Below are 23,351 nucleotides of genomic sequence, written 5' to 3'. Positions count from 1 at the left end.
GGGGCTTCGCAGATTGCACGCTTGACCATAGCATGTATGTTATATAACACAATGGCTATACAAAGAGAATCACCCGATGCCCAACCTCGATGCCTCCTTCTCCGCACTCGCCGATCCGACGCGCCGGGCGATTCTCGCACGGCTGGCGCTTGGCGAGACGACGGTGATGGAACTGGCGGCGCCTTTCGCGATGAGCCAGCCCGCGATCTCCCGCCATCTCAAGGTGCTCGAAGGCGCGGGCCTGATCCGGCGTCGTGTCGAGGGGACGAAACGCCCCTGCGCGCTGGCGCCTGCGGGCATCGCCGCGATCGACGAGTGGCTGGCAATGCTGCGCAAGGCGCTGGCCGCCAACTACGACCGGCTCGACCAGGTGCTGGCCGCGATGAACCCCAATGAAGGAAAGGAACCAGCATGACTGGACTGACGATCGAGACCGAAGGCGATACGCGCGTGATTGTCGCCCGCCGATTCGCCGCACCGGCGGAGGCGGTCTATCGGGCCCATGTCGAGCCGGCACTGATCCAGCGCTGGATGCTCGGCCCGGACGGCTGGACCATGCCCGTATGCCTTTGCGATGCTCGGCCAGGCGGCAGCTTCCGTTACGAATGGAGCAATGGCGCGGGTGGCTTCCATACCACCGGCGAATTTCTCGAGCTTACCCCGTTCAGCCGCATCGTCCACGTCGAGCGCATGCACCTGCCCGACCCGACGCCCGAAAATCGCATCGAAACGACCTTCGAGCCCGACGGTGCCGGCACGCTGATGACCATGCGCATGAGCCTGCCCGATGCCGAGACGCGTGCGGCCATGCTGGCGAGCGGCATGGAGCATGGCATGGAAGCCAGCTTCCAGCGGCTCGAGACGATGATTTAGAAAGGATCGAATATGCTGAGCGAACATCAGATAGTCGAGACCGCCGCCGAGCAGGCCGCGGTGATTCGCCTGACAATTCCGAGCAGCGATATGCCCAACGTCTTCGGTCCTGCCGTCGGCGAGCTGCTGACGACCCTCGGCGCTCAGGGTGTCGAACCGATCGGCGCCATATTCGCACATCACGTAAAGCTGCCGTCGGACGTCTTCGACTTCGAACTAGGCATCAAGGTTTCCTCGCCTGTGACGCCGGCCGGCCGTGTCTTGCCTGGCGAACTTCCGGCCGGGCGGGTCGCACGCGCGATCTATACCGGTCCCTACGAGGGACTGCCCGAGGCCTGGGACGCTTTCATCGCCTGGATGGACGCAAACGGCCACAAGGGCGCCCCCAGCCTTTGGGAACTGTATTCGGTCGGTCCGCAATCGACGCCGGACGCCGCTCAATGGCGCACCGAACTGAACCGGCCTTTGCTCTATTGACAGGACGATCCCGTCAACGCCGCGGTCGGTTACGATGCCGTCCCGTAGGGTTTGAGCCCTTCTCGCGCGATCCAGGCTCGAAAGTCGCCGTCGGGTATGGCCTGGGCGCCCGGCGGCAGCGGGCGGTTGAAGCTGTAGGCTTGGGCCTGGTGGAAGGCGCCATCGCCGTCGCTGACGACGATCGTTGAGCGGACATAGAGCGAGCCGCCCGGGTCGGCGGGATCGAAATCTTCGTAGGCGTCGAGCGCAGCGAGATCGGACTCGCCGAAACCCGGTGCCGCTTCATAGAGTCGGCCGTGGACCGGGCCGGCACCTGAAAGCAGCACGGGATACCAGCCCTCGGCGTCGCTAACGGCATAGAGCGCGCCGCGCGCGGTTACCGTACCCAGGTCGCGCAGCAGCGCATGGGCGGCGGCGGCCACCGGATTGCCGCTGCCCGCGATCAGCGTGCCATAGAAGAAGAAATGCATCGCTTTCCTGTATTCCGCCGCTCTGCCATCTAAGTCCCCATCGAACGGAACGGAGAGGCAAGATGACGGCTTTGGTGCACAGCTATCAGATGATCGCGCGCGAGGGCAGCGAGGATGCGCTCGGAGCTGCCCTTGGAGACCTCGCGGAAGCGGTGAAGGGCATCGCCGGGTCGCAGGGCGCGATGGTGTTGCAGGATCGCAAGGAAGCGCAGAAGTTCCTGTTCCTCGAATTCTGGGACGGCGAGGAATCGCGCAAGGCCGCGGGATCGCAGCTGCCGAAGGACGTCATGGGCCGAATCATGGCAGTCATGGGTGGGCCACTGCAGATGGCGGACTGGGATCGCCTGGCGGGCTGATCGTCAAGGGAAATCACGGGGCAAACGGGGGTTCGAATGCTGCTCGCGTCGATCAGGCATTGCCTGGCCAATCTTTTCAACTTCTCCGGTCGTGACCGCCAGGACCAATTCTGGCCCTATGCCGGCATAGTAATCGGCGCCACGGTGGCCAGCTGGCTGTTTTATGGCGTGACGATGATCGGAAGCGCGATCGGCCGCATGCAGGAGTTTGCACAGACCCATCCGGATGAGGTTACCGTCGAGCAGGGGCCGGGCCACTATTCGATTCAGGTTCACGGGAATCATCCGGAACTGATGCCCGACATGCAGCCCTTTCTGGGCCTTGTCATGGTCGGGGCCCTGGTAGTCGTCGTGCTTATCGCATCTGCGGCGGCGCGGCGTCTGCACGATAGCAATGTGCCCGGCTGGATCGGTTTGATCCCGGTTTTCTTTCTGTCATCCGGCTTCTGGCTGATGAACGATATGTTCGCCGGCATACGGGCCGGCAAAGAGCCTGAACTCGGCCGCTTCTTTCTGACCTTCGCTAACAACGCGGTCTATATCGCGTGTCTGGTTGGAGTGATCTATCTGCTGGCGCGAAAAGGCACGCTCGGTGACAACCCCTACGGTCCGCCGCCTCTCTGAGCCCTCAGTGGTCGCAGGCGATCGCCGCGACCACGTCCTCAAGCCGCGCGGGATCGCCTAGCGCGAGGACATGGCCGGTCGATCCCGCGTGTAGCGGATCGCCGTTCCAGTCGCACATCGTGCCGCCGGCGCCTTCGACCACCGGCACCAGGGCCGCCCAGTCGTGCAGCTTGAGTCCGGCCTCGCACACCACGTCGATATGCCCTGAGGCGAGCAGCGCGTAGTTGTAGCAGTCGCCGCCCATGACCATCCGTTTGTGGTCGGTCTTGGCGGCGAGGCCCATGAAATGGGCGCCGTCGTGATCGTCGAAGTAGTGAGGGCCGGTGGTGGCGAGCGTCGCATCGCCGAGTTCCCGGCAGGCGCGGGTGCGGGCCAGCTGGCCGTTGAAGGTGGTCGGCCGTCCGGTGGAGCCGACCCAGCGTTCGCCGAGGATCGGCTGGTCGATCACGCCCAGCACGGGCCAGCCTTCGACCACCAGCGCGATCAGCGTGCCGAAGATCGGCCGGCCGACGAGGAACGAACAGGTCCCGTCGATCGGATCGAGCACCCAGGAACGGCCCGAGCTACCGGCAGTGGCGCCGAATTCCTCGCCGATCACGGTATCTCGCGGCACTTCCGCCTTGAGGATGCGTCGCATCGCCTCTTCGGCGGCGCGGTCGGCGATCGTCACCGGGCTGGCATCGCCCTTGCGCTCCGATTCGACGCCGCTGCGGAAATGCGGACGGATCGCCTCGCCCGCCGCATCGGCAAGCCGCAGAGCCAGAGCGATGTCGGCGTCGAGGTTCATCAGTCGAACAGACTGGAGACGGAGCTTTCGTCGGCCGTGCGGCGGATCGCTTCGCCCAGCAGCGGGGCGATGGTGAGGATGCGGATGCGGTCCGATTCCTTGGCGGCATCGGTCGGCAGGATCGAATCGGTGATGACCAGTTCCTTGAGCGCCGAGCCGTTGACCCGCGCCACCGCGCCGCCCGAAAGCACGCCGTGGGTGATATAGGCGGTCACGCTGGAAGCGCCGGCATCCATCAGCGCCTGGGCCGCGTTGCACAGCGTGCCGCCCGAATCGATGATGTCGTCGATCAGGATGCAGGCGCGGCCCTTCACGTCGCCGATGATGTTCATGACTTCGGACTGGCCGGGCTTGTCGCGGCGCTTGTCGACGATGGCGAGCGGCGCGTTATCGAGCCGCTTGGCGAGCGCCCGGGCGCGGACTACGCCGCCGACGTCGGGCGAGACGACCATCAGCGACTGGTCGCCGTACCGCGCCTGGATGTCGGCAGCCATGACTGGCGCCGCGTAGAGGTTGTCTGTCGGGATATCGAAGAAGCCCTGGATCTGCCCGGCGTGGAGATCGACCGAGAGCACGCGGTCGGCACCAGCCTCGGTAATCAGGTTCGCCACCAGCTTGGCCGAGATCGGCGTGCGCGACCCCGACTTACGATCCTGCCGGGCATAGCCGAAGTAGGGGACCACCGCCGTGATCCGCTTGGCCGATGCGCGGCGCAGCGCATCGATGCAGATCAGCAGTTCCATCAGATTGTCGTTGGCCGGGAAACTGGTCGACTGGACGACGAAGACGTCCTCGCCGCGGACATTCTCGTGGATCTCGACGAAGACTTCCTCGTCGGCGAAACGGCGCACGCTGGCATCGGTCAGCGGCTGCTCGAGATAGCCCCCGATCGCCCTTGCGAGCGGCAGGTTGCTGTTGCCGGCCATGATCTTCATTGCGTCTGCCTTTCCCGCCCGCTCGATTCGAGGGCCTCTACAAGCGGCCCGGCTCTAACCCAGAGTCGCGGGAATGCAATATTTCGCAAATGCAGCAGCGTGGATTACCCGGTGGATCACTGCGCCTTGCGGCGGTCACCCTTGACCCAGCGGACGGTGCCCGACGAAGCGCGCATGACGACGCTCTCGGTCGTGATGCGGCCGCCCTTGAGGCGCTTGACGCCCTGGAGCAGCGAGCCGTCGGTCACGCCGGTTGCGGCGAAGATGCAGTCGCCCTTGGCGAGTTCCTCGAGCTTGTAGATCTTGTTGAGGTCCTCGATGCCCCACTTGCGCGCGCGGGCGCGTTCGTCGTCGTTGCGGAACAGCAGGCGGCCGTTGAACTGGCCGCCGACGCAGCGCAGCGCCGCGGCGGCGAGCACGCCCTCGGGGGCGCCGCCCGAACCCATGTAGAGGTCGATCGTGGTGTCCTCGTTGGTCACCGCGATCACGCCGGCGACGTCGCCGTCGCCGATCAGGACGACGCCGCAGCCTAGACCGCGCAGCTCGGCGATCAGCTCGGCGTGGCGCGGACGGTCGAGCACGCAGACGATGATTTCATTGGGCTGCACGCCCTTGGCCGCGGCGACGGCCTTGACGTTCTCGGTCGGCGTCTTGGCGAGATCGATGATGCCTTCGGGATAGCCGGGGCCGACCGCCAGCTTGTCCATGTAGACGTCGGGCGCGTTGAGCAGGTTGCCTTCTTCGGCCACCGCGAGCACGGCCAGCGAGTTCGGACCGGCCTTGGCGCAGATCGTCGTGCCTTCGAGCGGATCGAGCGCGATGTCGATCTTGGGGCCCTTGCCCTGCGCCGCGCCGACCTTCTCGCCGATGAACAGCATCGGCGCCTCGTCGCGCTCGCCCTCGCCGATGACGACGGTGCCGTCCATGTAGAGCTCGTTAAGCGCCGCGCGCATCGCTTCGACGGCCGCCGCGTCAGCAGCCTTCTCGTCGCCGCGGCCGATCAGCTTGGAGGCAGAGATCGCCGCGGCTTCGGTGACACGCACCATTTCGAGAACGAGAACGCGGTCGAGCACATGGCTGGCAGGGGTGGCGGTCATGGGACTGGCTGATCCTCTCAAGTGATGCGGCGCGCAACGGATTTGGCTCGCCGCTTAGCCAGCGCCGCGACTCTTGTCGAGATGGAGCGCTGTCGCGCTCCCCTAGCCCTGGATTATTACCGCACCACTGCCAGTGTCACTCGCCCAGCAGCTGCATCACCAATGGCGCTTCGGCCAGCGCATCGGATCCATCGAGCAGGCGCAGCGCCTCGGCGACCCGCGCTTCGGGACCCTCGTGCGTGACCATTGCAACCAGGACGTTGCCACCTTCCTCCGCGCGTCCTTTCTGGATCAGGCTTTCGATCGAGACGCCGGCATCGCGCATCGCGGCCGTGATCTCGGCCAGAACGCCGGGCCGGTCGGCAACCATAAAGCGGATATAGGCGCGGCCTAGCCGGTGGCCCGAAGGGGCCGGCGCCATCGTCTCCATTTCCGAGACCTGGATCGAGAAAGGCGCGCCCGCTTCGCCGCCGAGATCGCCGCGGGCGATGTCGATCAGGTCGGCAACCACTGCGCTCGCGGTCGGTCCGTCGCCCGCACCCGCGCCCTGAAACAGCAGCCGGCCCGAGAAATTGCCCTCGGCGACGACCGCATTGGTCGCGCCGTCGACATGGGCCAACGGATGATCGAAGGGCACGAGGTGCGGCTGGACGCGCTGGAACAGACGCCGCTGGCCGCCTTCGCTATCGACTTCGGCCAGCCCGATCAGCCGGATGACATAGCCCAGCGCATCGGCCTGGGCGATGTCCGCCGCCTGGATGCGCGTGATCCCTGCCGTGTCGACCGAGGCGAAGTCGATCCGGGTGCCGAAAGCGATCGCCGACAGGATCGCCAGCTTGTGCGCGGCGTCGGTGCCTTCGACGTCGAAGCTGGGATCGGCTTCGGCATAGCCCTTGGCCTGCGCCTCGCCGAGCACGTCGGCGAAATCGCGGCCTGTGTCCTCCATCGTCGAGAGGATAAAATTGCAGGTGCCGTTGAGGATGCCATAGAGGCGGTCGATGTTGTTGGCCGCCGCGCCTTCGCGCAGGCCTTTGATTACCGGCACGCCGCCGGCCACCGCGGCTTCGAATTTCAGCGCGACGCGCGCCTTCTCGGTCAGCTCGGCCAGTTCGAGCCCGTGGTGCGCGATCATCGCCTTGTTGGCGGTGACGAGCGACTTGCCATGGGCGATGGCATTGCGCGCCAGGGTCAGCGCCGGGCCGTCGGCGCCGCCGACCAGCTCGACCACTGCGTCGACGTCGTCGCGCGCGGCCATGGCGGTCATGTCGTCTTCCCAGCCGTAGCGGGAGATGTCGACGCCGCGATCCTTGTTGCGATCGCGCGCGCTGACGGCGGTGATGACGAGCGGCCGGCCCGCACGGCGCTCGATCAGCGGACCGTTGGTCTCGATCAGTCGGATGACGCCTCCGCCGACGGTTCCGAGTCCTGCCAGTGCGATTCTAAGCGGTGCGGCCATGATGCCCCCTTTCGGGTGCGCGCCCTAGGCGAGAGCCGGCCAAAACGCCAGAGGCAGTGCTAGGAGGCAGCCCGGTTCCGCTGGCACGGGCCGAGCTCGCCCAGCACCATGCGGTAGTCGGCTTCGGCCTGGCCGCGGCTGGAGGCGTCTTCGGACAGGTTGACCCCGCGCGGCAGGCTGTTGGGCAGGAAACAGGCGAGCCGGTACCAGGTCAGCGTATCGCGCGCGGGCGCGCTGTCCGCCGGTGCGGCGACTTCCGAGAAGGAGACGCCCCAGGTCGTCGGAGCGCCGGCCTGGTGGCGGACCGTGATCGAGGCGGCCGAATGGTCGGCGGTATCGAGGAAGAACTGCGTTTCGCCTTCGCCGGCGAGATTGCCGGGCACATAGATCGCCTCGCGCACGCCGGTCACTTTGCGCGGTGCGTCGGGCGCGACGAGCGCGGCGAGGATCGCACGCGTCCGCGCCTCCGCGTCGGCATCCCACAGAACCTGCGCGTCCGGGGCGACGAGTTGCAGATCGCCGGCAGGACCCTTGGCGCTGGTCGCGAAGAGCAGCACTGATCTCTTCTTGAGCTTCGGCGCCTTGCCGCGCTCGTCCGGCGGCATGTCGACGAGGTAGCGCAGCGACTGGCCGAGCGGCGCGTCGCCTCGGATCAGCGCCTCGGTCCGCGCCTCTATATAATAGCGCGTCCAACCCGCCCGAACGCCCCGTGCGCGCGCCGGCTCGACCGGAGCCATCTTGCGGACCTGAGCCCGCAGAACCAATCGCGCCGAATCGGACATATCTGCAAGGTCGGCGTAGGTCGCACCGGGGGACACCTCCGCCGATAAAGTGGGAGTTGACAAATTCAGGAGAATCACCGCCACCATCATGGTGCCGGGCATTCGAACGAAGCGCTTGGTCGGGTGGATCACGATGGAACTCCGCAATTTGTCGTATTTTCGAGGGCTCTAGGGGCCGCCATAGGGCTCCCCACTTCGACAGTCAGCTTTAACGGGTCTGAATCTGATGTTAACTTCTGGACGTGCGCATAAGGCGTTGCACGGGTTTGGCAACGGAGCTAAAGCGGGCCTGAAATCCGGGCTAAAACAAAAAAAGGCCCTGCCTTCGCCTGTTCGGGCGCCGATGCCCCGAGAGGGGGAAGTGGACGTCCGTCGGGTTGTAATTTTAAGAAACTCGCATGGGAGCGGGCCTCAAGCTTGCCCCATGTTCGCCTCGGGCTTCCCCCGGGGCATTGTTATGGAGTGATGCGTCGGAATGGCTTACGCTGACCAAAAGATGAGCGGTAATCGCGTTACCGCGTTGATCATCGTTGCCCTTATTCACGTCCTGGTTGGTTATGCGCTCGTTACGGGTCTGGCCTACGAAGCGGCCAAGAAGGTCATCCAGAAGGTGACGACGGTCGACATCAAGGAAGAAGTCAAAAAGGAAGAACCGCCACCACCGCCGCCGAAGAAGGATTTGCCTCCGCCGCCCATCGTGGCGCCTCCGCCGAAGGTGAACCTTGCTCCGCCGCCGATGGTGACCACCGTGTCCGAGCCGCCGCCCGCACCGCCGCCGATGGTCGTGCTGCCGCCGGCTCCTGCCGCACCGCCGCCGCCGCGCTTCACGCCCAAGGGCGCTCAGCCGAAGGGCAATCCCGGGAACTGGGCAACGACGAACGACTATCCGTCGCGCGCGCTGCGTGAAGAACGCGAAGGCACTACCAGCTTCCGCGTCACGGTGGGTCCCGATGGCCGGGTGACCGATTGTTCGATCACCTCGTCGAGCGGCCATGCCGATCTCGATGCGGCGACCTGCGACAACGTTCGCCGCCGTGCCCGCTTCACTCCGGCGACCGATGGTGAAGGCAACCCGACCTCTGGATCCTATTCGAACCGGGTCCGGTGGGTCATCCCGAAAGACTGATTTCCTGACTGTGCCGGCATGCCGCGCGCTGCCGGCCGATTGTTTCCATTCTTGAGAGGACTAACCGCATGCAACTCATTGACCTTCTTGCTCCGGCCGCCCAGGCCGCGCCGCAGAACAAGTTCGGCTTTGCCGAAGCGCTTCAGCAGGGCGGTTTCATCGCCTATGCGACGGTGACCATTCTCGGCATCATGTCGTTCGGCTCGTTCTACATCCTGTTCACCAAGTGGGTCGAACAGTCGAAGATCATGCGTCAGGGCCGTGACCTGCGCGCCAGCTTCTGGAAAGCCCCGACACTCAAGGACGGCGCTTCCAAGCTCGACAAGAACAGCGCCTGGCGCCAGATCGTCGATGACGGCCTCCTGGCCGAAGAAGACGCCCTGAAGCTCAAGGACTCGACCGAAGCGCACGACTGGCTGCACGGTTCGCTGGCTCGTTCGGAAGCCTCGATCAACGCTCGTCTCGCCGCGGGCCTCCCCTTCCTCGCCACCGTCGGTGCGACCTCGCCGTTCATCGGTCTGTTCGGTACCGTCGTCGGCATCTATCGCGCGCTGATCAACATCGGCATCGCCGGTTCGGCCTCGATCGACAAGGTCGCGGGTCCGGTCGGTGAAGCTCTGATCATGACCGCGCTCGGCCTGCTCGTCGCGGTTCCCGCGGTGCTCGCCTACAACTACCTGCAGTCGCGCAACAAGCGGATCGGCGAAACCCTCACCGGCTTCTCGACCGACGTTCTGGCCAACATCGCCTCGGGCGGTGCGGTCAAGCCCGCGTTCCTGACCGCCGCTCCGGGCAAGCCTGCTCCGGTGGCTGCGAAGCCGGCCGCTGCGCCGACCAAGCCCTAAGCGCAAACGGCGCGCGATAACGGCGGCGGTGAATTCCGCCGCCAGCCGGGAATGAATTGCGACGGGCAGCTGCATGCGGGCCCGTCGCCCTCTCCCGGACCGAGAATGCAAGGATAGGACGATACTATGGCGGTTTCAGTAGGCGGCGGGCAAGAGACCCCGATGTCCGACATCAACACCACGCCGCTCGTCGACGTGATGCTGGTGCTGCTGATCATCTTCCTCATCGCGGTTCCCGTCGCGATCCAGACCATCGAAAAGCTGAAGATCCCGATCGTCGTTTCGCAGGAATCGAAGGACAAGGTCGAGAACCTGCTGCTGACGGTCACCACGACCGACTCCGGTGGTCGCAGTGCGGGTCAGCCCGGCTTCGAAGGCGCTTCGCGCTATGGCCAGTGCCGCGTCTATTTCAACAACATCACGCCGGTGAACTCGGAAGAGCTCCGCGACCAGGCGTTCAAGCGGCTCGACGCGATCGTCAAGCGCGCGGGCGGTCCCGAAGCGATGATGCGCGAACCGGACAAGGTGCCTCAGGTGCACATCCGCGGCGACGTAAACGCCCCGTGGCGCTGCATCGCCGGTGCCATCTACAACGTCCAGATTTCCGGCTATCCGACGGTCGGCTTCATCTCGAATCCCGTCGATCCGAAAGCCTAATCGGCGCCGGCACGTAACTCAGGAGTAATTTGCCATGGCAATGTCAGGCGGCAAGGACGATGGCAGTCCGATGATGGAAATGAACACGACGCCGTTGATCGACGTCATGCTCGTGCTCCTCATCATGTTCATCATCACCATTCCGGTCGCGACGCACTCGACCGACATCGATCTGCCGGTACCAAACAACACCCCGCCGCCGCCGAATCTGATCAAGCCGACGATCAACAAGCTCACGCTGACGCGCGAGGGGCTGATTCTGTGGAACGGGACGCCGCAGACCGGCAGCGAACTCGTCAGGGATCTCAAGGCTACCCTCGCGATGCCGGTCGAGCCGGAACTGCAGTTCCAGCCCGACCAGGATGCCAGCTACGACCTCTCGGCCAAGGTGCTCAACATCATCAAGGGCTCAAAGGTCACCAAGTTCGGCTTCGTCGGCAACGAGCAGTTCTCGGAATTCGACAAGGCGGCCGGCGCCAAGTAAGCGCCACGCTACCGGTCGGATATGGAAGGGGCGGAGCGATCCGCCCCTTTTCGTTTGTCCAGTGCGCGCAAATGACGCGGTAGCGCTGCCTTTAATCCGCTTCTCGCGAACTCGGGCCTCTGATACACCTGTCTCACTCGAGAAAAGAATTTGGGAAGGTGTTGTCGAAAGGAGAGTTGGCGATGACGATTGCAAGCGCGCGGCCCGGAAGCGGCCAGCCGATGATGGAAATGAATACGACGCCGCTGATCGACGTGATGCTCGTGCTCCTGATCATGTTCATCATCACAATACCCGTCGCGACTAACTCTACCGAGTTTAACGTCAGCGCCGGTGCGCCTGTAATCGATCGGCCCATCGATCCCGTAGTCAATCGGCTCGAGGTAACGGCTGCTGACCAGATCATGTGGAACGGTAGGGCCGTCAGTGAAACGCAACTTACTACATTGCTAATGCAATCGCGGCAGCGGCCGGTCGAACCCGAGCTCCAGTACCAACCGGATGCACAAGCGAGCTACGATCTGGCCGCGCGCGTTACGCGCGACATCAAGCGCTCCGGCGTCACCAAGTTCGGTTTTGTCGGTAATGAGCGATTCGCCGAATTCGGTAAGCCCTCCGAATAGCGGCCCTACCCGGTTTCCTCGCGTTCCTCTTCGACCGGATCTGGCCGCATCGCCGCCGCGGCCAGGCCCTCTGCCTCCTCGAGCAGCATGTCGTCGGCCATGCCCGCAGGCAGGCTTTCGCGCCCGATCATCGATAGCACCGGCACCGATAGCGGGCTGATCCGTTCGAGCCGGACATGGTCGACCTCGCGCGCAGCGCGGTCGAGCACGTCGGCGACGCGCGCGACGTCGGTCATCCGTGCGCGCGCATCGGCCCAGGCGGCTTCGATCAACAGGTGGTCGGGCTCGTACTTGCGCAGCACGTCGTAGATCAGGTCGGTCGAGAAGGTGACCTGCCGCCCGGTCTTCTTCTTGCCCGGGTGCTGCCGTTCGACGAGGCCCGAGATCACGGCAACCTCGCGGAAGGCACGGCGCAGCAGGTAACTTTGTTGAACCCAGTCGACGAATTCGTGGGTCAGGATATCGGGCGAGAGCAGGGCTGCAGGATCGTCGACCGGTTTCAGCCCCCAGACCGCCAGCGCATAGTCGTTGGCGACGAAGCCCAGCGGCCCCAGCCCGCGATCCTCCATCCGCCGCGTGATCAGCATGCCGAGCGACTGGTTCGCGTTCCAGCCCTCGAAGGTATAGTAGGTCGTGTATTCGAGCTTCTGGTGCGGGAAGCTCTCGACCAGCAGCCGCCCCGGCGCGGGCAGGTGGGAGCGCCAGTCCTGGACTTCCAACCATTCGCGCACGTCGTCGGGAAAGCGGCCCCAGCCGGCGCGGTCGGCGAGCATCGCGCGCACGCGCTCGCCCATATGCGTGGTCAGCGGCATCCGCGCACCCATGTAGCTCGGGATCGTCGCCGATTTCTTCGCTGCCCGCACGATCAGCTCGAGATCGCGGATCGCCTCGACCTCGAGGTCCATGCCGGCGAATCGGAAGGTGTCGCCGGGCTTCAGGCTGGCACCGAAGTTCTCCTCTACCCGGCCAAGCGACTTGCCGTTCTTGAAGCGCACGTCGAGCATCTCGGCATCGACGATGATCCCCGCGTTCATCCGGTGGCGATGCGCCCGCTCGGGGTGCGTCAGTCGCCAGACGCCATCCTTGTCGCGGACGATGCGGCGGAAACGGTCGTAGGCGCGCAGCGCGTAGCCGCCGGTGGCGACGAAATCGAGCACGCGCGCGAAACGTTCCGCATCGACCCAGGCATAGGCCAGCGAGCTGCGTATCTCGGCGAGTAGCTCGTCCTCGCGGAACGGCCCGGCGCAGGCGCAGCCCATGACGTGCTGCGCCAGTACGTCGAGCCCGCCGGGCCGGAAGTCCTCGCCATCGCGCTGGCCTTCATGGACCGCATCGGCGGCGGCCATGGCCTCGAGGAATTCGAAGCGGTTGCCCGGCACCAGCAGCGCCTTGCTCGGCTGGTCGAGCCGGTGGTTGGCGCGCCCGATCCGCTGCAGCAGGCGCGACGAGCCCTTCGGCGCGCCCATCTGCACGACGAGGTCGATGTCGCCCCAGTCGACGCCGAGATCGAGGCTTGCCGTACAGACCAGCGCGCGGAGCTCGCCACGCGCCATCGCGCCTTCCACCTTGCGCCGCGCCTCCTTGGACAGCGAGCCGTGGTGGATGCCGACCGGCAGCTTGTCCTCGTTGGCGTCCCAGAGAAGCTGGAACAGGTACTCGGCGAGGAAGCGCGTGTTGGTGAAGACCAAGGTCGTCCGGTGCGCCTTGATCTGCTCGTAGAGCTGCGGGATGGCCCAGGCGGCAGCATGGCCGCTCCAGGGCACGCGCTCTTCCAGCGGGAGCAGGATCGAAACCTCCGGCTCGGCTCCAGGTTCACCCTCGACCTGCGTCACAAGGTCGATTTCGCCCCAGGGCGCGAGCCAGGCGCGGTACTCGTCGGGGTCCGCGACAGTTGCAGACAGCGCCGCGCGGCGCATGTCGGGCGCGATCGTCTGGAGCCGCGCGAGGCACAGCGCCAGCAGGTCGCCGCGTTTGCCCGTCGCGAAGGCGTGGACCTCGTCGATCACCACGCGCTTCAGCGTCGAAAAGAGCTGCCCGGCCTCGGGATAGGACAGCAGCAACGACAGCGATTCAGGCGTGGTCAGCAGCACATGCGGCGGCCGTGCGCGCTGGCGGGCCTTGCGGTCGGACGGGGTATCGCCGCTGCGCGTCTCGACGCGGATCGGCAGGCCGATTTCCTCGATCGGCGCCATGAGGTTGCGCTGCACGTCATGCGCGAGGGCCTTGAGCGGCGAGACGTAGAGTGTGTGCAGGCCGTCCGGCACGGGCGCATCTGCCAGGCGCGAGGGCGCGAAATCGGCGAGCGTGGGCAGAAACCCGGCAAGTGTCTTGCCCGCGCCGGTATCCGCCACGAGCAGGGCATGCTGCCCGGCATCGGAGGCTTCGAGCATTTCGCTCTGATGCCGCCGCACGCGCCAGCCGCGGCCCTCGAACCAGGCGGCGATCTCGGGCGGCAGGGCGGTTTGGACGCTCACGCAAAGAAGATGGGGAAGGCGATGTCGCCTGTCGATAGGCGGGACACGAGGCAGAAATGTTTGCCTGAAATCAGCCCGTTCCATGCGGTCGCCGGTTGCGACGAAACGCGGAACGGAGGTCCGGCCAGCCGTGTTCTCCAGAAGGAAGCGCACGCGAGGCTCGGGAACCGCGGTCGCGGCTTTCAAATCGAGAGGACCCACTATGTACGAGAACCATCGAGACAGCTTCAGTCGCCGCAACGATGATGAAGACCGCCGTGATCGCTGGCGCCGCGCCGAAGAACGCTATCGGAGAGAGGCTCAGGGTCAATCCTATGGCTCGCAGAGCGACAGCGATCGCTTCAGCGACGACCGCGACGAAGCCAATCGCCGCAACCAGGACTTCGGCTATGGCCGAGCCTATCGCGACGACAATTATGGCGGCAGAAACAGCTATGGCCGTGACGAGACCTCGCCCGAGCAGCGCACCTACGGCGCCGGCCGCGATCGCCAGGATCGACCGCAGGTCCATTGGCATGAGCGTGACCGCGAACTTCGCTCGGGCCATCCCTACCAGGGAACCTATGGCGGCACCGGCGATTCGAGCTATTTCACCGGGTCGCAGGGCAGCTGGGCGGTCGGCGCACCGCAGGTGCCGAGTTCCTTCTACGGCGGCAGCCAGCACTACGGCGCCGACTATCGCCAACATGGCTACGACCGTGATGATGGGCGCCGCGGCTTCTGGGACCGGGCGAGCGACGAAGTCGCTTCCTGGTTCGGTGATGACGACGCCGCGCGCCGCCGCGAACAGGATCACCGGGGGCATGGACCGAAGGACTATGTCCGTTCCGACGAGCGCATTCGCGACGACGCCAACGACAAGCTGACCGACGACTGGCGCGTCGATGCCAGCAATGTCACCGTCAGCGTCAAGGATGGCGAAGTGACGCTGAACGGCACCGTCGCCAGCCGCGAGGCCAAGCGCCGGGCCGAGGATGTGGTCGATGATATATCGGGCGTGAAACACGTACAGAACAATCTGCGCGTCCAGACCGCTTCGGCCAGCGGCACGGCCTATACCGGCAACTATGCCACGAGCGCCAGTTCGACCGCCGAGGGCGGCACGATAAGCTCGGCCGGCAGCGATCCGAGCAAGCAGGCGACCAAGGTCTGATTGCATTGAATCGAAACGGGAAGGCGCTTCCTTGGGGGGGCGCCTTTTTGTATGCCATGGAAGCGTCGCAGGCGCGAGGTAAGGAGCAGTCATGCGGCGGCGCGATGTTCTGGCAGGCGGATTGGCGGTCTCGGGCACGGCTCTGGTCGGGGCGCGAGCACCGGCGCTGATCGGCGCCGAAAGCGCGCGGCCGACGATGCCCTACGGGCCGATGAGCGGCGACGTGCTGACCGATCGCGCGATGATCTGGGGCGCAGCTGATCGGCCTGCACGCATGGTGGTCGAATGGTCGCGCGATGCCGGCTTCCGCAAGGTCGAGCGGCGCATCGGTCCGTTGGCGACGGTGGACAGCGGCCTGGCCGCCAAGCTCGACCTGACCGGCCTGCCGCCCGGCGGGGAGATACACTACCGCGTCGCCTTTCAGGACCCCGACAATGCCCGGCTTACCAGCGCCTGGAGCGAGGCACGGCTGCGCCTGCCCGATCTCAAGCCGCGGCCGGTGCGCTTCACCTTTTCGGGCGACGAAGCCGGGCAGGGTTTCGGCATCAATCCCGAGCTCGGCGGCTACCGGCTCTACGAGGCGATGCGGCAGGTCCGGCCTGATTTCTTCATCCATCTGGGCGACCAGATCTACGCCGACAATCCGCTGAAAGAAGAGGTGAAACTGGCCGACGGCGGCACCTGGCGGAACCTCGTCACGCCGGCCAAGGCCCGCACGGCCGAGACGCTCGACGACTTCCGCGGCAATTTCGCTTACAACCTGCTCGACCGGAACAAGCGCGCCTTCCTCGCCGAAGTGCCCATGCTGGCGCAGTGGGACGACCACGAGGTGCGCAACAACTGGTTCCCGGACAAGGCGGTGCAGAGCGGTCCGCCGATCCGCGAACTGGCCGCGCATGCCCGGCAGGCGATGGTCGAATTCAATCCAATGCGGCTTCTGCCCGGTGTGAGCGGCGTCGAGCGCAGCTTCGCCATGGGGCCGCTGCTCGAAGTCTTCCTGCTCGATGCCCGCAGCTATCGTGGCGGCAATGCCGAGGCGGCCTCGCCGAAGCCGGGTGCCGGGCTTTACGGCGAGCGCCAGATCGCCTGGCTCAAGCAGGGCCTCGCACGCTCGCGCGCGGTGTGGAAGGTGATCGGGTGCGAAATGCCGCTGTCGCTGACGGTCAAGGACCTGATGCCCGACGTTCCACCGGGCGGGATCGAGGCAATGGCCAATGGTCTGCCCGGTGCTCCCGGCGGACGTGAAGGCCAGCTAGCGGACCTGCTCTCCTTCATCCGCGCCCAGAACATCGCCAATACCGTCTGGCTCAGCGCCGACGTGCATTTCCCGGCTGCGGTGCACTACCATCCCGACCGCGCCGCCTTTCGCGACTTCCTGCCGTTCTGGGAGATCGTCGCCGGCCCGATCAATGCCGGTACGTTCAGCCTGAGCCTCAATCCACCCGACCCTACTTTCGGCCCCGAAGTCGTCTATACCGGCGTCCCCGAGCCGCTGCCCGACATCAGCCCGCGCGCGGGGCTGCAGTTCTTCGGCATGGGCGAGATCGACCCGCAGAGCCACGCGCTGACGCTGTCGATCCGCGACATCGCCGGCCGCGTGCAGTGGAGCAAGGTGCTGGAGGCGGAGCGGCGCTAGGCGCTCAGTGCTCCGCCTGCGGTCCGCGCTTCAGTCCCGAGGCTGCAAGCTGCGCATCGACCTGTGCGAGCAGCCGATCGAGTCCGGGCTGGTCGCCACTCTCGGCACGGGCAACCAGTACGTCCTGGGTATTCGACGCCCGCAGCAGCCACCAGCCGTCGGGCGTGCTGACGCGAACGCCGTCGGTCGCATCGACATCCGCGCCTGAGGCGGCCAGGCGCTCCTTGACCTCGTCGATCACCGTGAACTTGCGGCTCTCGTCGACCTGGAAGCGCAACTCGGGCGTATTGATCAGCGCGGGCATTGCGCCGCGCAGCTCGGTCACCGACTTGCCCTGGTGCGCCGAGGCCGCGATCAGGCGGATCGCCCCGTAGAGCGCATCGTCGAAGCCGTAATACTGGTGCGCGAAGAAGATGTGCCCGCTCATCTCGCCGGCTAGCGGAGCATTGGTTTCCTTCATTTTGGACTTAATCAGGCTGTGCCCGGTCTTCCACATCAGCGGCTTGCCGCCCAGTTCGGCGATCCGCTCGAACAGCGCGCGGCTGGCCTTCACGTCGGCGATAATCGTGGCTCCGGGCTCGTCGCGCAGGACGTCCTCGGCATAGATCGCCAGCAGCTGGTCGCCCCAGATCACCCGGCCCGTGCCGTCGACGGCGCCGATCCGATCGCCGTCGCCATCGAAAGCCACGCCGAAATCGAGCTTCTTCTCGGCGACGAGCGCTTTCAGATCGGCGAGATTCTTCTCCTCGGTAGGATCGGGGTGATGGTTGGGAAAGCGTCCGTCGACTTCGGTGTAGAGCAGGTGGTGTTCACCCGGCAGTTTGGCCGTCAATTCTTCGAGTGCAGGACCGCTGGCGCCGTTGCCGGCATCCCAGCCGATCCGCAGCGAAGCGAGCCAGTCGCGGTCGATACCGTCCAGTCCCTGCAGCAGCCGGTCGACATAGGCGCTTTGCACCTCGCGGCGTTCGCACGTGCCCAGCCCGTGCATCCAGTCGCCCGCCGCGGCCATGCGGCCGAGTTCGACGATGTCCTCGCCGAAAAATGGACGGCCTTGAAACATCATCTTGAAGCCGTTGTAGTTGGCGGGGTTGTGGCTGCCGGTTATCTGGATGCCGCCATCCACGTCTTCAAATGATGCCTCGGCGTAATAGAGCATCGGTGTCGGCCCCAGGCCGACCCGTACGACGTCGGCGCCGCTGCCGGTCAGTCCTTCGATCAGCGCGTCCTCGAGGATCGGGGAACTGACCCGGCCGTCATAACCCACGACCACCTTCTGGCCGCCGGCGCGGCGCAGCCGCGTGGCGAAGCTGCGGCCGAGCGCACGCGCGTCCTCGACGCTCAGCGTTTTGCCGATGATGCCGCGAATGTCGTATTCGCGCAGGACGGTCGGGTGGAACTGGTGGTTCATTGTCGCTCCATAACGGATGGCATGGCGGCGCGCCCCGGAGGGGCTTCTGCGCGCAAAGTGGCGTCCGTGTCGATGGTGTCGTCCCGGTCCGCCCCTTCACCCGGTCAACGCGCTGCCTGTAGGCCGGTTCCCCGCCGATAACCTGCGATCAGCTTTCGTAGGGAAGCTCGTCGAGCAGCAGGTCGCGGGCACTGTTCGCCTCGTGGACCTGGCCATTGGTGCCGCCCTTGTCGGGGTGGACGAGGACGAGTAGCCGGCGATGGGCTTCGATGATGTCCTGCCGCGAGGCGCCTGCCTCGACGCCCAGCAGCTTGCGGGCGCGGAACACGGCCTGCTGGCGCGTCGGCGTCGGTCGCAGGTAGTCCCAGGGCCATTTCCCCAGGATCAGCTTGCAGGCCAGCGAGGCCAGCACGAGGTAGAGGACAATCCTCGACATCGACCGGTCGTCAGGCTCCTGCGGCCAGTGCCAGTTCGCGCTGCGGCTTGCCCGGCAACGGCAGATTGAGCCCGGCGATCAGCTGGCGCACTTCCTGGCGCGCCACGAGGTGGCTGGTACCGAGCTCACCCAGATGGCCCTTGTCGAGCAGCGTCAGGCCCGAGGGGAAAAGTTCGCGGTAGATCACGCGCTCGCTGAGGCCGCTGGTGACGCGGAAGCCGACGCGCTTCGACAGCTCGGTCAGCGCCTGGTCGATACGGCGCATGTTGCGCGCCTCGGTGAAGCCGGTGCGGTTGCGCACGACGACCCAGTCCATCTCGCGCTTCTGTTCGCGGATTGTCGACATCGCGCGCTTCTTGCGCGCTTCCCAGATCAGCTCGGCATAGAACGACAGGCGGCGAACCTTGAAGGTCTCGGCATCGACCTGGCCGATCAGGTCGAAGTCGACGAAGCTGTCGTTGAGCGGCGTCACGAGCGTGTCGGCGGTGGTGGCGACATGGCGGGCGAAGGCGTCGTCGCGGCCGGGCGTGTCGAACAGCAGGAAATCCATGCCCTCGCCGACCTCGGCGCTCAGCGCTTCGAGCTCCTCGACGCTCTCCCCCTTGAACACGTCGAAGCGTGCGGTCGGCAGCGCGACGTCGCGGCGGCGCTGGGTCTCGGCGCGGTTCTCGAGATAGCGGTGCAGCGTGCGCTGGCGCGGATCGAGATCGATCGCCGCGACTTTTGCGCCCTGGTAAGCCAGGGCGACGGCGACGTGGACCGCGGTCGTCGACTTGCCGGTGCCACCCTTCTCATTGGCGAAAACGATACGGTGTGGAGCGTTGGATGGAGCCACGGAACGATGTTCGCTTTCTGAAAGTGTTGCTGCTATCGCCCGGCGGCCCTGGCGAGCGAGCCGGTCCGTAGGGTCTTAACTGAGGGGGCTAGTCCATGCAAACCGTCCACCAGCTTGATCCACTGCGCCGTGCTGTCGAGGCTCTGCGCGTGGACGGGCCGCTGGCGTTGGTACCCACCATGGGCGCCCTGCATGACGGCCATCTCACGCTGGTGCGCGAGGCCAGGCGGGTGGCCCGGCACGTCGCCGTGTCGATCTTCGTCAATCCGCGCCAGTTCGGTGCGGGCGAGGATCTCGACGCCTATCCGCGCCAGCTCGCGCGCGACGTCGATATGCTGGCGGGCGAGGGCGTCTCGCTCGTCTGGGCGCCGACGGTGAAGGTCATGTACCCCGACGGCTATGCCACCAACGTTTCGGTCTCGGGCGTCAGCGAAGGGCTCGACGGCGCCGCCCGGCCCGGCCATTTCGACGGGGTGGCGACCGTGGTGGTCAAGCTGTTCAACCAGGTCCGCCCGGACGTGGCCTTCTTCGGCGAGAAGGACTGGCAGCAGCTCGCCGTGATCCGCCGCATGGCGCGCGACCTCGATCTCGTCCGCCCCCATGTCGATACCATTTACGGAATCGCCACGGTACGCGAGGCGGACGGCCTCGCGATGAGTTCCCGCAACGCCTATCTCACGCCCGAGGAGCGCGCCAAGGCGGCAGCGCTCCCCCAAGCCATGCGCGAGGCCATCGACGCCTTGGCGGCAGGCGAGGATGCCGCGCCCACGCTGGCCGAGCTCCGGCACAAGCTGCTGGCCGGCGGCTTTGCCTCGGTGGACTATGCCGATCTGCGCGATCCCGACACTTTGGCGCCGGTGGCAAAGCTCGAGAGTGCCGGTGCGCGGCTGCTGGTAGCAGCGCGGATCGGCAAGGCGCGACTCATCGACAACATGCCAGTTCCCGGCCGCGTTCAGGGCAGCGTCTCCATCTGACGCAAGCCCTTGGTCGACCGCATATTTTCGTCATTTGCGCGCCGGTCAAAGCGCGTTATGACGCGGTTAACGGGCGCTCATCATAACATCACAGGATTTCGGGCGGGGTGCCCGTGCGCCGTGGGCGTATGAAGGAGTTGGATCGATGAAGAAATTCGTCTGTGGGGCGGCCGCACTCGCTATCGCTTTGGCCGGATCGGCGGCTTCAGCCGCAGATACCAAGGGGTCTTCGGGTCGCCAGGCGCAAACCCGCGGGACTCAGGAAATCCCGCATTGCACGCGCAACCTCGGCGCGCTCGCGATCGTCGAGCCCGACAACCAGTGGTGGCGCGACTACAACCTCGGCAGTCCCGAGGCGATCCTGCGCGTCTTCGTCCAGCAATCGGGCTGCTTCACCCTGGTGAACCGTGGCCGCTCGATGCAGAGCCGCGCCATGGAGCGTGCGATGGCCGATAACGGTGAATTGCAGCGCGGTTCCAACCTGGGGCGAGGCCAGGTCCGCGCGGCCGACTACTTCCTCGAGCCCAACATCGTCAGCGCCAACCGCAATTCGGGCGGCGGCGGTGCTGGCGCCGTGCTCGGCTCGATCGGCGGCGGCCTGTTCGGCCGCGGTTTCGGCGCCATCGCCGGCGGCATCAACGTCAACAAGAAGGAAGCCAATGTCACGCTCTCTGTCGTAGACGCCCGCACCACCGAGGAAACCGCGCTGACCGAGGGCTATGCGCGCAAGTCCGACGTCAGCTTCGGCGGCGGCGGTGGTGGCGGCAGCTTCTGGGGAACTTTCGCGGGCGCTGGCGGCGGTGGCTACCAGAACACCGAGATCGGCCAGGTCATCGTCCTCGCCTATCTCGACGCCTATACCAAGCTTGTCAGCCAGCTCGGCGGCCTTCCAGACAATGCCGCGGCGGCGGCACCCCGCGCCAACTGACGCGGCGCCAAGCGATTTGGCTTAGTACGGGCGGGCCGAAAGGTCCGCCCGTTTCATTTGGGGCGACGAGCCCCTCGGCGCTCGGGAAATATACGGACCGGGGAACTCCCAGGTCATCCACGTATTCTCCCTTCGCGGAGTTGATGGTACTTTAGCGCACCTGGGAGAGGGTGCCTGCCATGGAGGACACGCCCATGTCGAACTACACCACGCACAGCAGCCTGTCCGACCGCTGGTCGAAGCCGCGCCAGCACCTCGACCCCAGCCTCCGCCGCAGGATCCACGGCCCGCTCCGGCCGATGGAAGAACCAAGCTTCTTCGAGCGGTTTTTCCGCGGGCACTGACTCGCCGCGCGGTCAAACTGGCTGATCCGGGGCAAGTCCCGACGGAGTTGGGCGCTCCGCACGGATCATGGCTATCCGGGAGCGCCCAGGTTAACAGAACGTCGCCAGAGTGGCTGGTTTAAGTGCTATATCCTTCAAATCTGCGGTTAAGATTACGGATTTGGCATACCTTGTTGCACCTCATCGCCGTCCCTATCGGTTGCAGCCTGTGATTGGCTCGATCATTCTGCGTTTCGTCATTGCATCGATTGCAATGGTGGGCGCGATGCTGGTCGGTGGGCTCATCCCCGATATGGGTGCCGCTGCCGTCGCTCAGGTCGATCACCAGCAAACATCCATCGATCCCGCACAATACGGTGCGGTGGGCGACGGGATTGCCGATGATGCCACCGCGCTGGCCCATGCCTTCGCGGCGGCGGCTGCCTTGCGTGCGCCCGTCGTCCTCCGATTGGGCAAGACATATCTTGTCAGCGTTGAGTTGACCCTTCCCGCCGGCTTGACGATCATTGGCAATGGCGCCGCCATCAAGGCGAAGGCGGGCGCCAGGATCGCTGGCGCGCTACTACGTGGTACCGGGGTCTCGAACGTCTCGATCCGCACTCTGGAAGTGGATGCGAATGCCACCAACGCAGGGGCGAACTATGGAATCTGGCTGACGGGCGGTTCGGGCCACGTGATCGAAGACGTTTATGTCCACGACACGGCCCAGGGCGGAATTCTGTTCGAGGAGTTGACGCGGTCGGCGATCCGGGGCGGCCGAGTGGTCGATTGCGGCCGGGCCCTGGGGGTTGGCGGTGGCACGGCGACCAACAACCACGGCATCATGATCTTCACGAATACCGACAACGCGAACGTGTCGGACATCGAGGTGTCCGGGGTCACTATCGAGAATGCCTATCGCAAGGGCATCACGACCTATTCTGGAAGTACCGGCACCGTTTCGAACGTGACCATTCGCGGCAACCGCATCCGAAATTCTGGCCTGCCGCTTTCGTCGGGCGGCGGCATCTATGTAGCCAATGCACCAAGCGGCGCGGTCCAATCGCATTTGAACATCCTTGGGAACGTCCTGTCGGGCAATTACGTCAATATTGAAGTCGCGAACCTGCGGCATGGCCGTATGGCAAACAATGTCGCGACGGGCTCGGCGGCGAGCAATATCGAGATCAATCAGGTCGAGGACTTATCGGTCACAGGAAACACGATCAGCGATAGCGGCGTCCATGGCATCGCCTGCATTGCGCCCTCGGGCCGGAACAGGGCCATCACCATTTCCGGGAACACGATCCGGCGTTCCAATCGACACGCCGCCGGCTTTGGTGCCGGCCTCTGGCTCCTGAACACCGTCGAATCCAGGGTCGCGGGGAACACCATCGACGATAGAAGCGCGAAAATGTCGCATGGCATCATCGAACAGGGTACTTCGGGCCACAACGTCATCAAGGGCAATGCAGTCAGCAATGCCACTTTCGCCAACTATACATTGGCAGGCGCGATCACGGCACTTCCAGTTTCCCCCGCCCGCGCCGGCGGGAACGCGCAGGGCAGGCGATGAGCGCTTATGGCGGTGC

At 65.5% G+C, this 23,351-nt stretch carries 26 protein-coding genes; 16 read left to right on the top strand and 10 right to left on the bottom strand.

Annotated features, from left to right (window positions below; genetic code table 11):
• The first annotated feature begins 76 nt into the window (after positions 1-76).
• From KRR38_RS19680 to KRR38_RS19670, 3 genes are read left to right on the top strand one after another with little or no spacing between them, the layout of a single operon-like run.
• A complete protein-coding gene (locus KRR38_RS19680) occupies positions 77-415 on the top strand; it encodes a helix-turn-helix transcriptional regulator (protein WP_217404739.1) in 339 nt (112 codons plus the stop codon).
• Entirely contained in the window at positions 412-873 is a 462-nt protein-coding gene (locus KRR38_RS19675) for an SRPBCC domain-containing protein (RefSeq protein WP_217404737.1), read from the top strand. The genes KRR38_RS19680 and KRR38_RS19675 overlap by 4 nt, the downstream gene beginning before the upstream one ends.
• 12 nt (positions 874-885) lie before the next feature.
• Positions 886-1,350 (top strand): GyrI-like domain-containing protein, encoded by a 465-nt coding sequence (locus tag KRR38_RS19670; protein ID WP_217404735.1) that lies wholly within the window; start codon positions 886-888, stop codon positions 1,348-1,350.
• Positions 1,351-1,379: 29 nt separating this feature from the next.
• On the opposite strand, the gene KRR38_RS19665 is transcribed toward KRR38_RS19670, so the two are convergent.
• Positions 1,380-1,820, bottom strand: a complete 441-nt coding sequence (locus KRR38_RS19665; protein ID WP_217404733.1) for a gamma-glutamylcyclotransferase — start codon at positions 1,818-1,820, stop codon at positions 1,380-1,382.
• 62 nt (positions 1,821-1,882) lie between these two features.
• Between KRR38_RS19665 and KRR38_RS19660 the strand changes: the two genes are divergently transcribed.
• Together KRR38_RS19660 and KRR38_RS19655 are read left to right on the top strand one after the other, a co-directional pair.
• Complete coding sequence (locus tag KRR38_RS19660) at positions 1,883-2,176, top strand: antibiotic biosynthesis monooxygenase (RefSeq protein WP_217404731.1); 294 nt, start codon at positions 1,883-1,885, stop codon at positions 2,174-2,176.
• 36 nt (positions 2,177-2,212) lie between these two features.
• The gene (locus KRR38_RS19655) at positions 2,213-2,800 is read left to right on the top strand and encodes a DUF805 domain-containing protein (RefSeq protein ID WP_217404729.1); all 588 of its coding nucleotides are present in this window, start codon (positions 2,213-2,215) and stop codon (positions 2,798-2,800) included.
• A gap of 4 nt (positions 2,801-2,804) precedes the next feature.
• On the opposite strand, the gene KRR38_RS19650 is transcribed toward KRR38_RS19655, so the two are convergent.
• The 5 genes from KRR38_RS19650 to KRR38_RS19630 form a co-directional block, all read right to left on the bottom strand.
• Positions 2,805-3,587: an inositol monophosphatase family protein gene (locus tag KRR38_RS19650; protein ID WP_217404727.1), complete on the bottom strand. Its 783-nt coding sequence runs from the start codon at positions 3,585-3,587 to the stop codon at positions 2,805-2,807.
• A complete protein-coding gene (locus KRR38_RS19645) occupies positions 3,587-4,522 on the bottom strand; it encodes a ribose-phosphate pyrophosphokinase (RefSeq protein WP_217404725.1) in 936 nt (311 codons plus the stop codon). The genes KRR38_RS19650 and KRR38_RS19645 overlap by 1 nt, the downstream gene beginning before the upstream one ends.
• Positions 4,523-4,638: 116 nt before the next feature.
• Positions 4,639-5,619: a class II fructose-bisphosphatase gene (gene glpX, locus KRR38_RS19640; RefSeq protein WP_217404723.1), complete on the bottom strand. Its 981-nt coding sequence runs from the start codon at positions 5,617-5,619 to the stop codon at positions 4,639-4,641.
• Positions 5,620-5,755: 136 nt separating this feature from the next.
• Positions 5,756-7,075 (bottom strand): homoserine dehydrogenase, encoded by a 1,320-nt coding sequence (locus tag KRR38_RS19635; protein ID WP_217404721.1) that lies wholly within the window; start codon positions 7,073-7,075, stop codon positions 5,756-5,758.
• Positions 7,076-7,134: 59 nt separating this feature from the next.
• Positions 7,135-7,989, bottom strand: coding sequence for a hypothetical protein (locus KRR38_RS19630; protein WP_309141092.1), 855 nt, complete (start codon positions 7,987-7,989; stop codon positions 7,135-7,137).
• A gap of 343 nt (positions 7,990-8,332) precedes the next feature.
• On the opposite strand from KRR38_RS19630, the gene KRR38_RS19625 reads away from it, so the two are divergent.
• The 5 genes from KRR38_RS19625 to KRR38_RS19605 all read left to right on the top strand — a co-directional run bounded on the left by KRR38_RS19625 (position 8,333) and on the right by KRR38_RS19605 (position 11,592).
• On the top strand, positions 8,333-8,983 hold the full coding sequence (locus tag KRR38_RS19625) for an energy transducer TonB (protein WP_217404719.1): 651 nt from the start codon (positions 8,333-8,335) through the stop codon (positions 8,981-8,983).
• A 68-nt stretch (positions 8,984-9,051) separates the two neighbouring features.
• Positions 9,052-9,828 (top strand): MotA/TolQ/ExbB proton channel family protein, encoded by a 777-nt coding sequence (locus tag KRR38_RS19620; protein WP_217404717.1) that lies wholly within the window; start codon positions 9,052-9,054, stop codon positions 9,826-9,828.
• 126 nt (positions 9,829-9,954) lie between these two features.
• Positions 9,955-10,485, top strand: coding sequence for a biopolymer transporter ExbD (locus KRR38_RS19615; RefSeq protein WP_217404715.1), 531 nt, complete (start codon positions 9,955-9,957; stop codon positions 10,483-10,485).
• A 34-nt stretch (positions 10,486-10,519) separates the two neighbouring features.
• On the top strand, positions 10,520-10,969 hold the full coding sequence (locus tag KRR38_RS19610; protein ID WP_217404713.1) for a biopolymer transporter ExbD: 450 nt from the start codon (positions 10,520-10,522) through the stop codon (positions 10,967-10,969).
• Positions 10,970-11,151: 182 nt separating this feature from the next.
• Complete coding sequence (locus KRR38_RS19605; protein ID WP_217404711.1) at positions 11,152-11,592, top strand: biopolymer transporter ExbD; 441 nt, start codon at positions 11,152-11,154, stop codon at positions 11,590-11,592.
• 5 nt (positions 11,593-11,597) lie between these two features.
• Here KRR38_RS19605 and KRR38_RS19600 read toward each other — a convergent pair whose 3' ends face one another.
• On the bottom strand, positions 11,598-14,066 hold the full coding sequence (locus tag KRR38_RS19600) for a ligase-associated DNA damage response DEXH box helicase (protein WP_309141091.1): 2,469 nt from the start codon (positions 14,064-14,066) through the stop codon (positions 11,598-11,600).
• Between the two features lie 202 nt (positions 14,067-14,268).
• Here KRR38_RS19600 and KRR38_RS19595 point away from each other — a divergent pair, with 202 nt between their 5' ends.
• Positions 14,269-15,219, top strand: a complete 951-nt coding sequence (locus KRR38_RS19595; protein WP_217404709.1) for a BON domain-containing protein — start codon at positions 14,269-14,271, stop codon at positions 15,217-15,219.
• A 91-nt stretch (positions 15,220-15,310) separates the two neighbouring features.
• The gene (locus KRR38_RS19590) at positions 15,311-16,855 is read left to right on the top strand and encodes an alkaline phosphatase (protein ID WP_217404707.1); all 1,545 of its coding nucleotides are present in this window, start codon (positions 15,311-15,313) and stop codon (positions 16,853-16,855) included.
• 4 nt (positions 16,856-16,859) lie between these two features.
• Here KRR38_RS19590 and pgmG read toward each other — a convergent pair whose 3' ends face one another.
• The 3 genes from pgmG to KRR38_RS19575 all read right to left on the bottom strand — a co-directional run bounded on the left by pgmG (position 16,860) and on the right by KRR38_RS19575 (position 19,534).
• Positions 16,860-18,263 (bottom strand): phosphoglucomutase/phosphomannomutase PgmG, encoded by a 1,404-nt coding sequence (gene pgmG / locus KRR38_RS19585; protein WP_217404705.1) that lies wholly within the window; start codon positions 18,261-18,263, stop codon positions 16,860-16,862.
• Positions 18,264-18,411: 148 nt separating this feature from the next.
• On the bottom strand, positions 18,412-18,699 hold the full coding sequence (locus KRR38_RS19580; RefSeq protein ID WP_217404703.1) for a J domain-containing protein: 288 nt from the start codon (positions 18,697-18,699) through the stop codon (positions 18,412-18,414).
• Between the two features lie 10 nt (positions 18,700-18,709).
• Entirely contained in the window at positions 18,710-19,534 is an 825-nt protein-coding gene (locus tag KRR38_RS19575) for a division plane positioning ATPase MipZ (RefSeq protein ID WP_217404701.1), read from the bottom strand.
• A 95-nt stretch (positions 19,535-19,629) separates the two neighbouring features.
• Here KRR38_RS19575 and panC point away from each other — a divergent pair, with 95 nt between their 5' ends.
• The 4 genes from panC to KRR38_RS19555 all read left to right on the top strand — a co-directional run bounded on the left by panC (position 19,630) and on the right by KRR38_RS19555 (position 23,335).
• Positions 19,630-20,508 (top strand): pantoate--beta-alanine ligase, encoded by an 879-nt coding sequence (gene panC, locus KRR38_RS19570; RefSeq protein WP_217404699.1) that lies wholly within the window; start codon positions 19,630-19,632, stop codon positions 20,506-20,508.
• Between the two features lie 145 nt (positions 20,509-20,653).
• Positions 20,654-21,436, top strand: a complete 783-nt coding sequence (locus KRR38_RS19565) for a CsgG/HfaB family protein (RefSeq protein WP_217404697.1) — start codon at positions 20,654-20,656, stop codon at positions 21,434-21,436.
• A 179-nt stretch (positions 21,437-21,615) separates the two neighbouring features.
• Complete coding sequence (locus KRR38_RS19560) at positions 21,616-21,780, top strand: hypothetical protein (protein ID WP_217404695.1); 165 nt, start codon at positions 21,616-21,618, stop codon at positions 21,778-21,780.
• Between the two features lie 109 nt (positions 21,781-21,889).
• Positions 21,890-23,335 (top strand): right-handed parallel beta-helix repeat-containing protein, encoded by a 1,446-nt coding sequence (locus tag KRR38_RS19555; protein WP_217404693.1) that lies wholly within the window; start codon positions 21,890-21,892, stop codon positions 23,333-23,335.
• Positions 23,336-23,351 lie beyond the last annotated feature (16 nt).

The organism is Novosphingobium sp. G106, assembly GCF_019075875.1.
Classification (GTDB): domain Bacteria; phylum Pseudomonadota; class Alphaproteobacteria; order Sphingomonadales; family Sphingomonadaceae; genus Novosphingobium.
The sequence above is the reverse complement of the archived record's forward strand: the minus strand, read 5'-3'. Positions and strand labels throughout refer to the sequence as shown.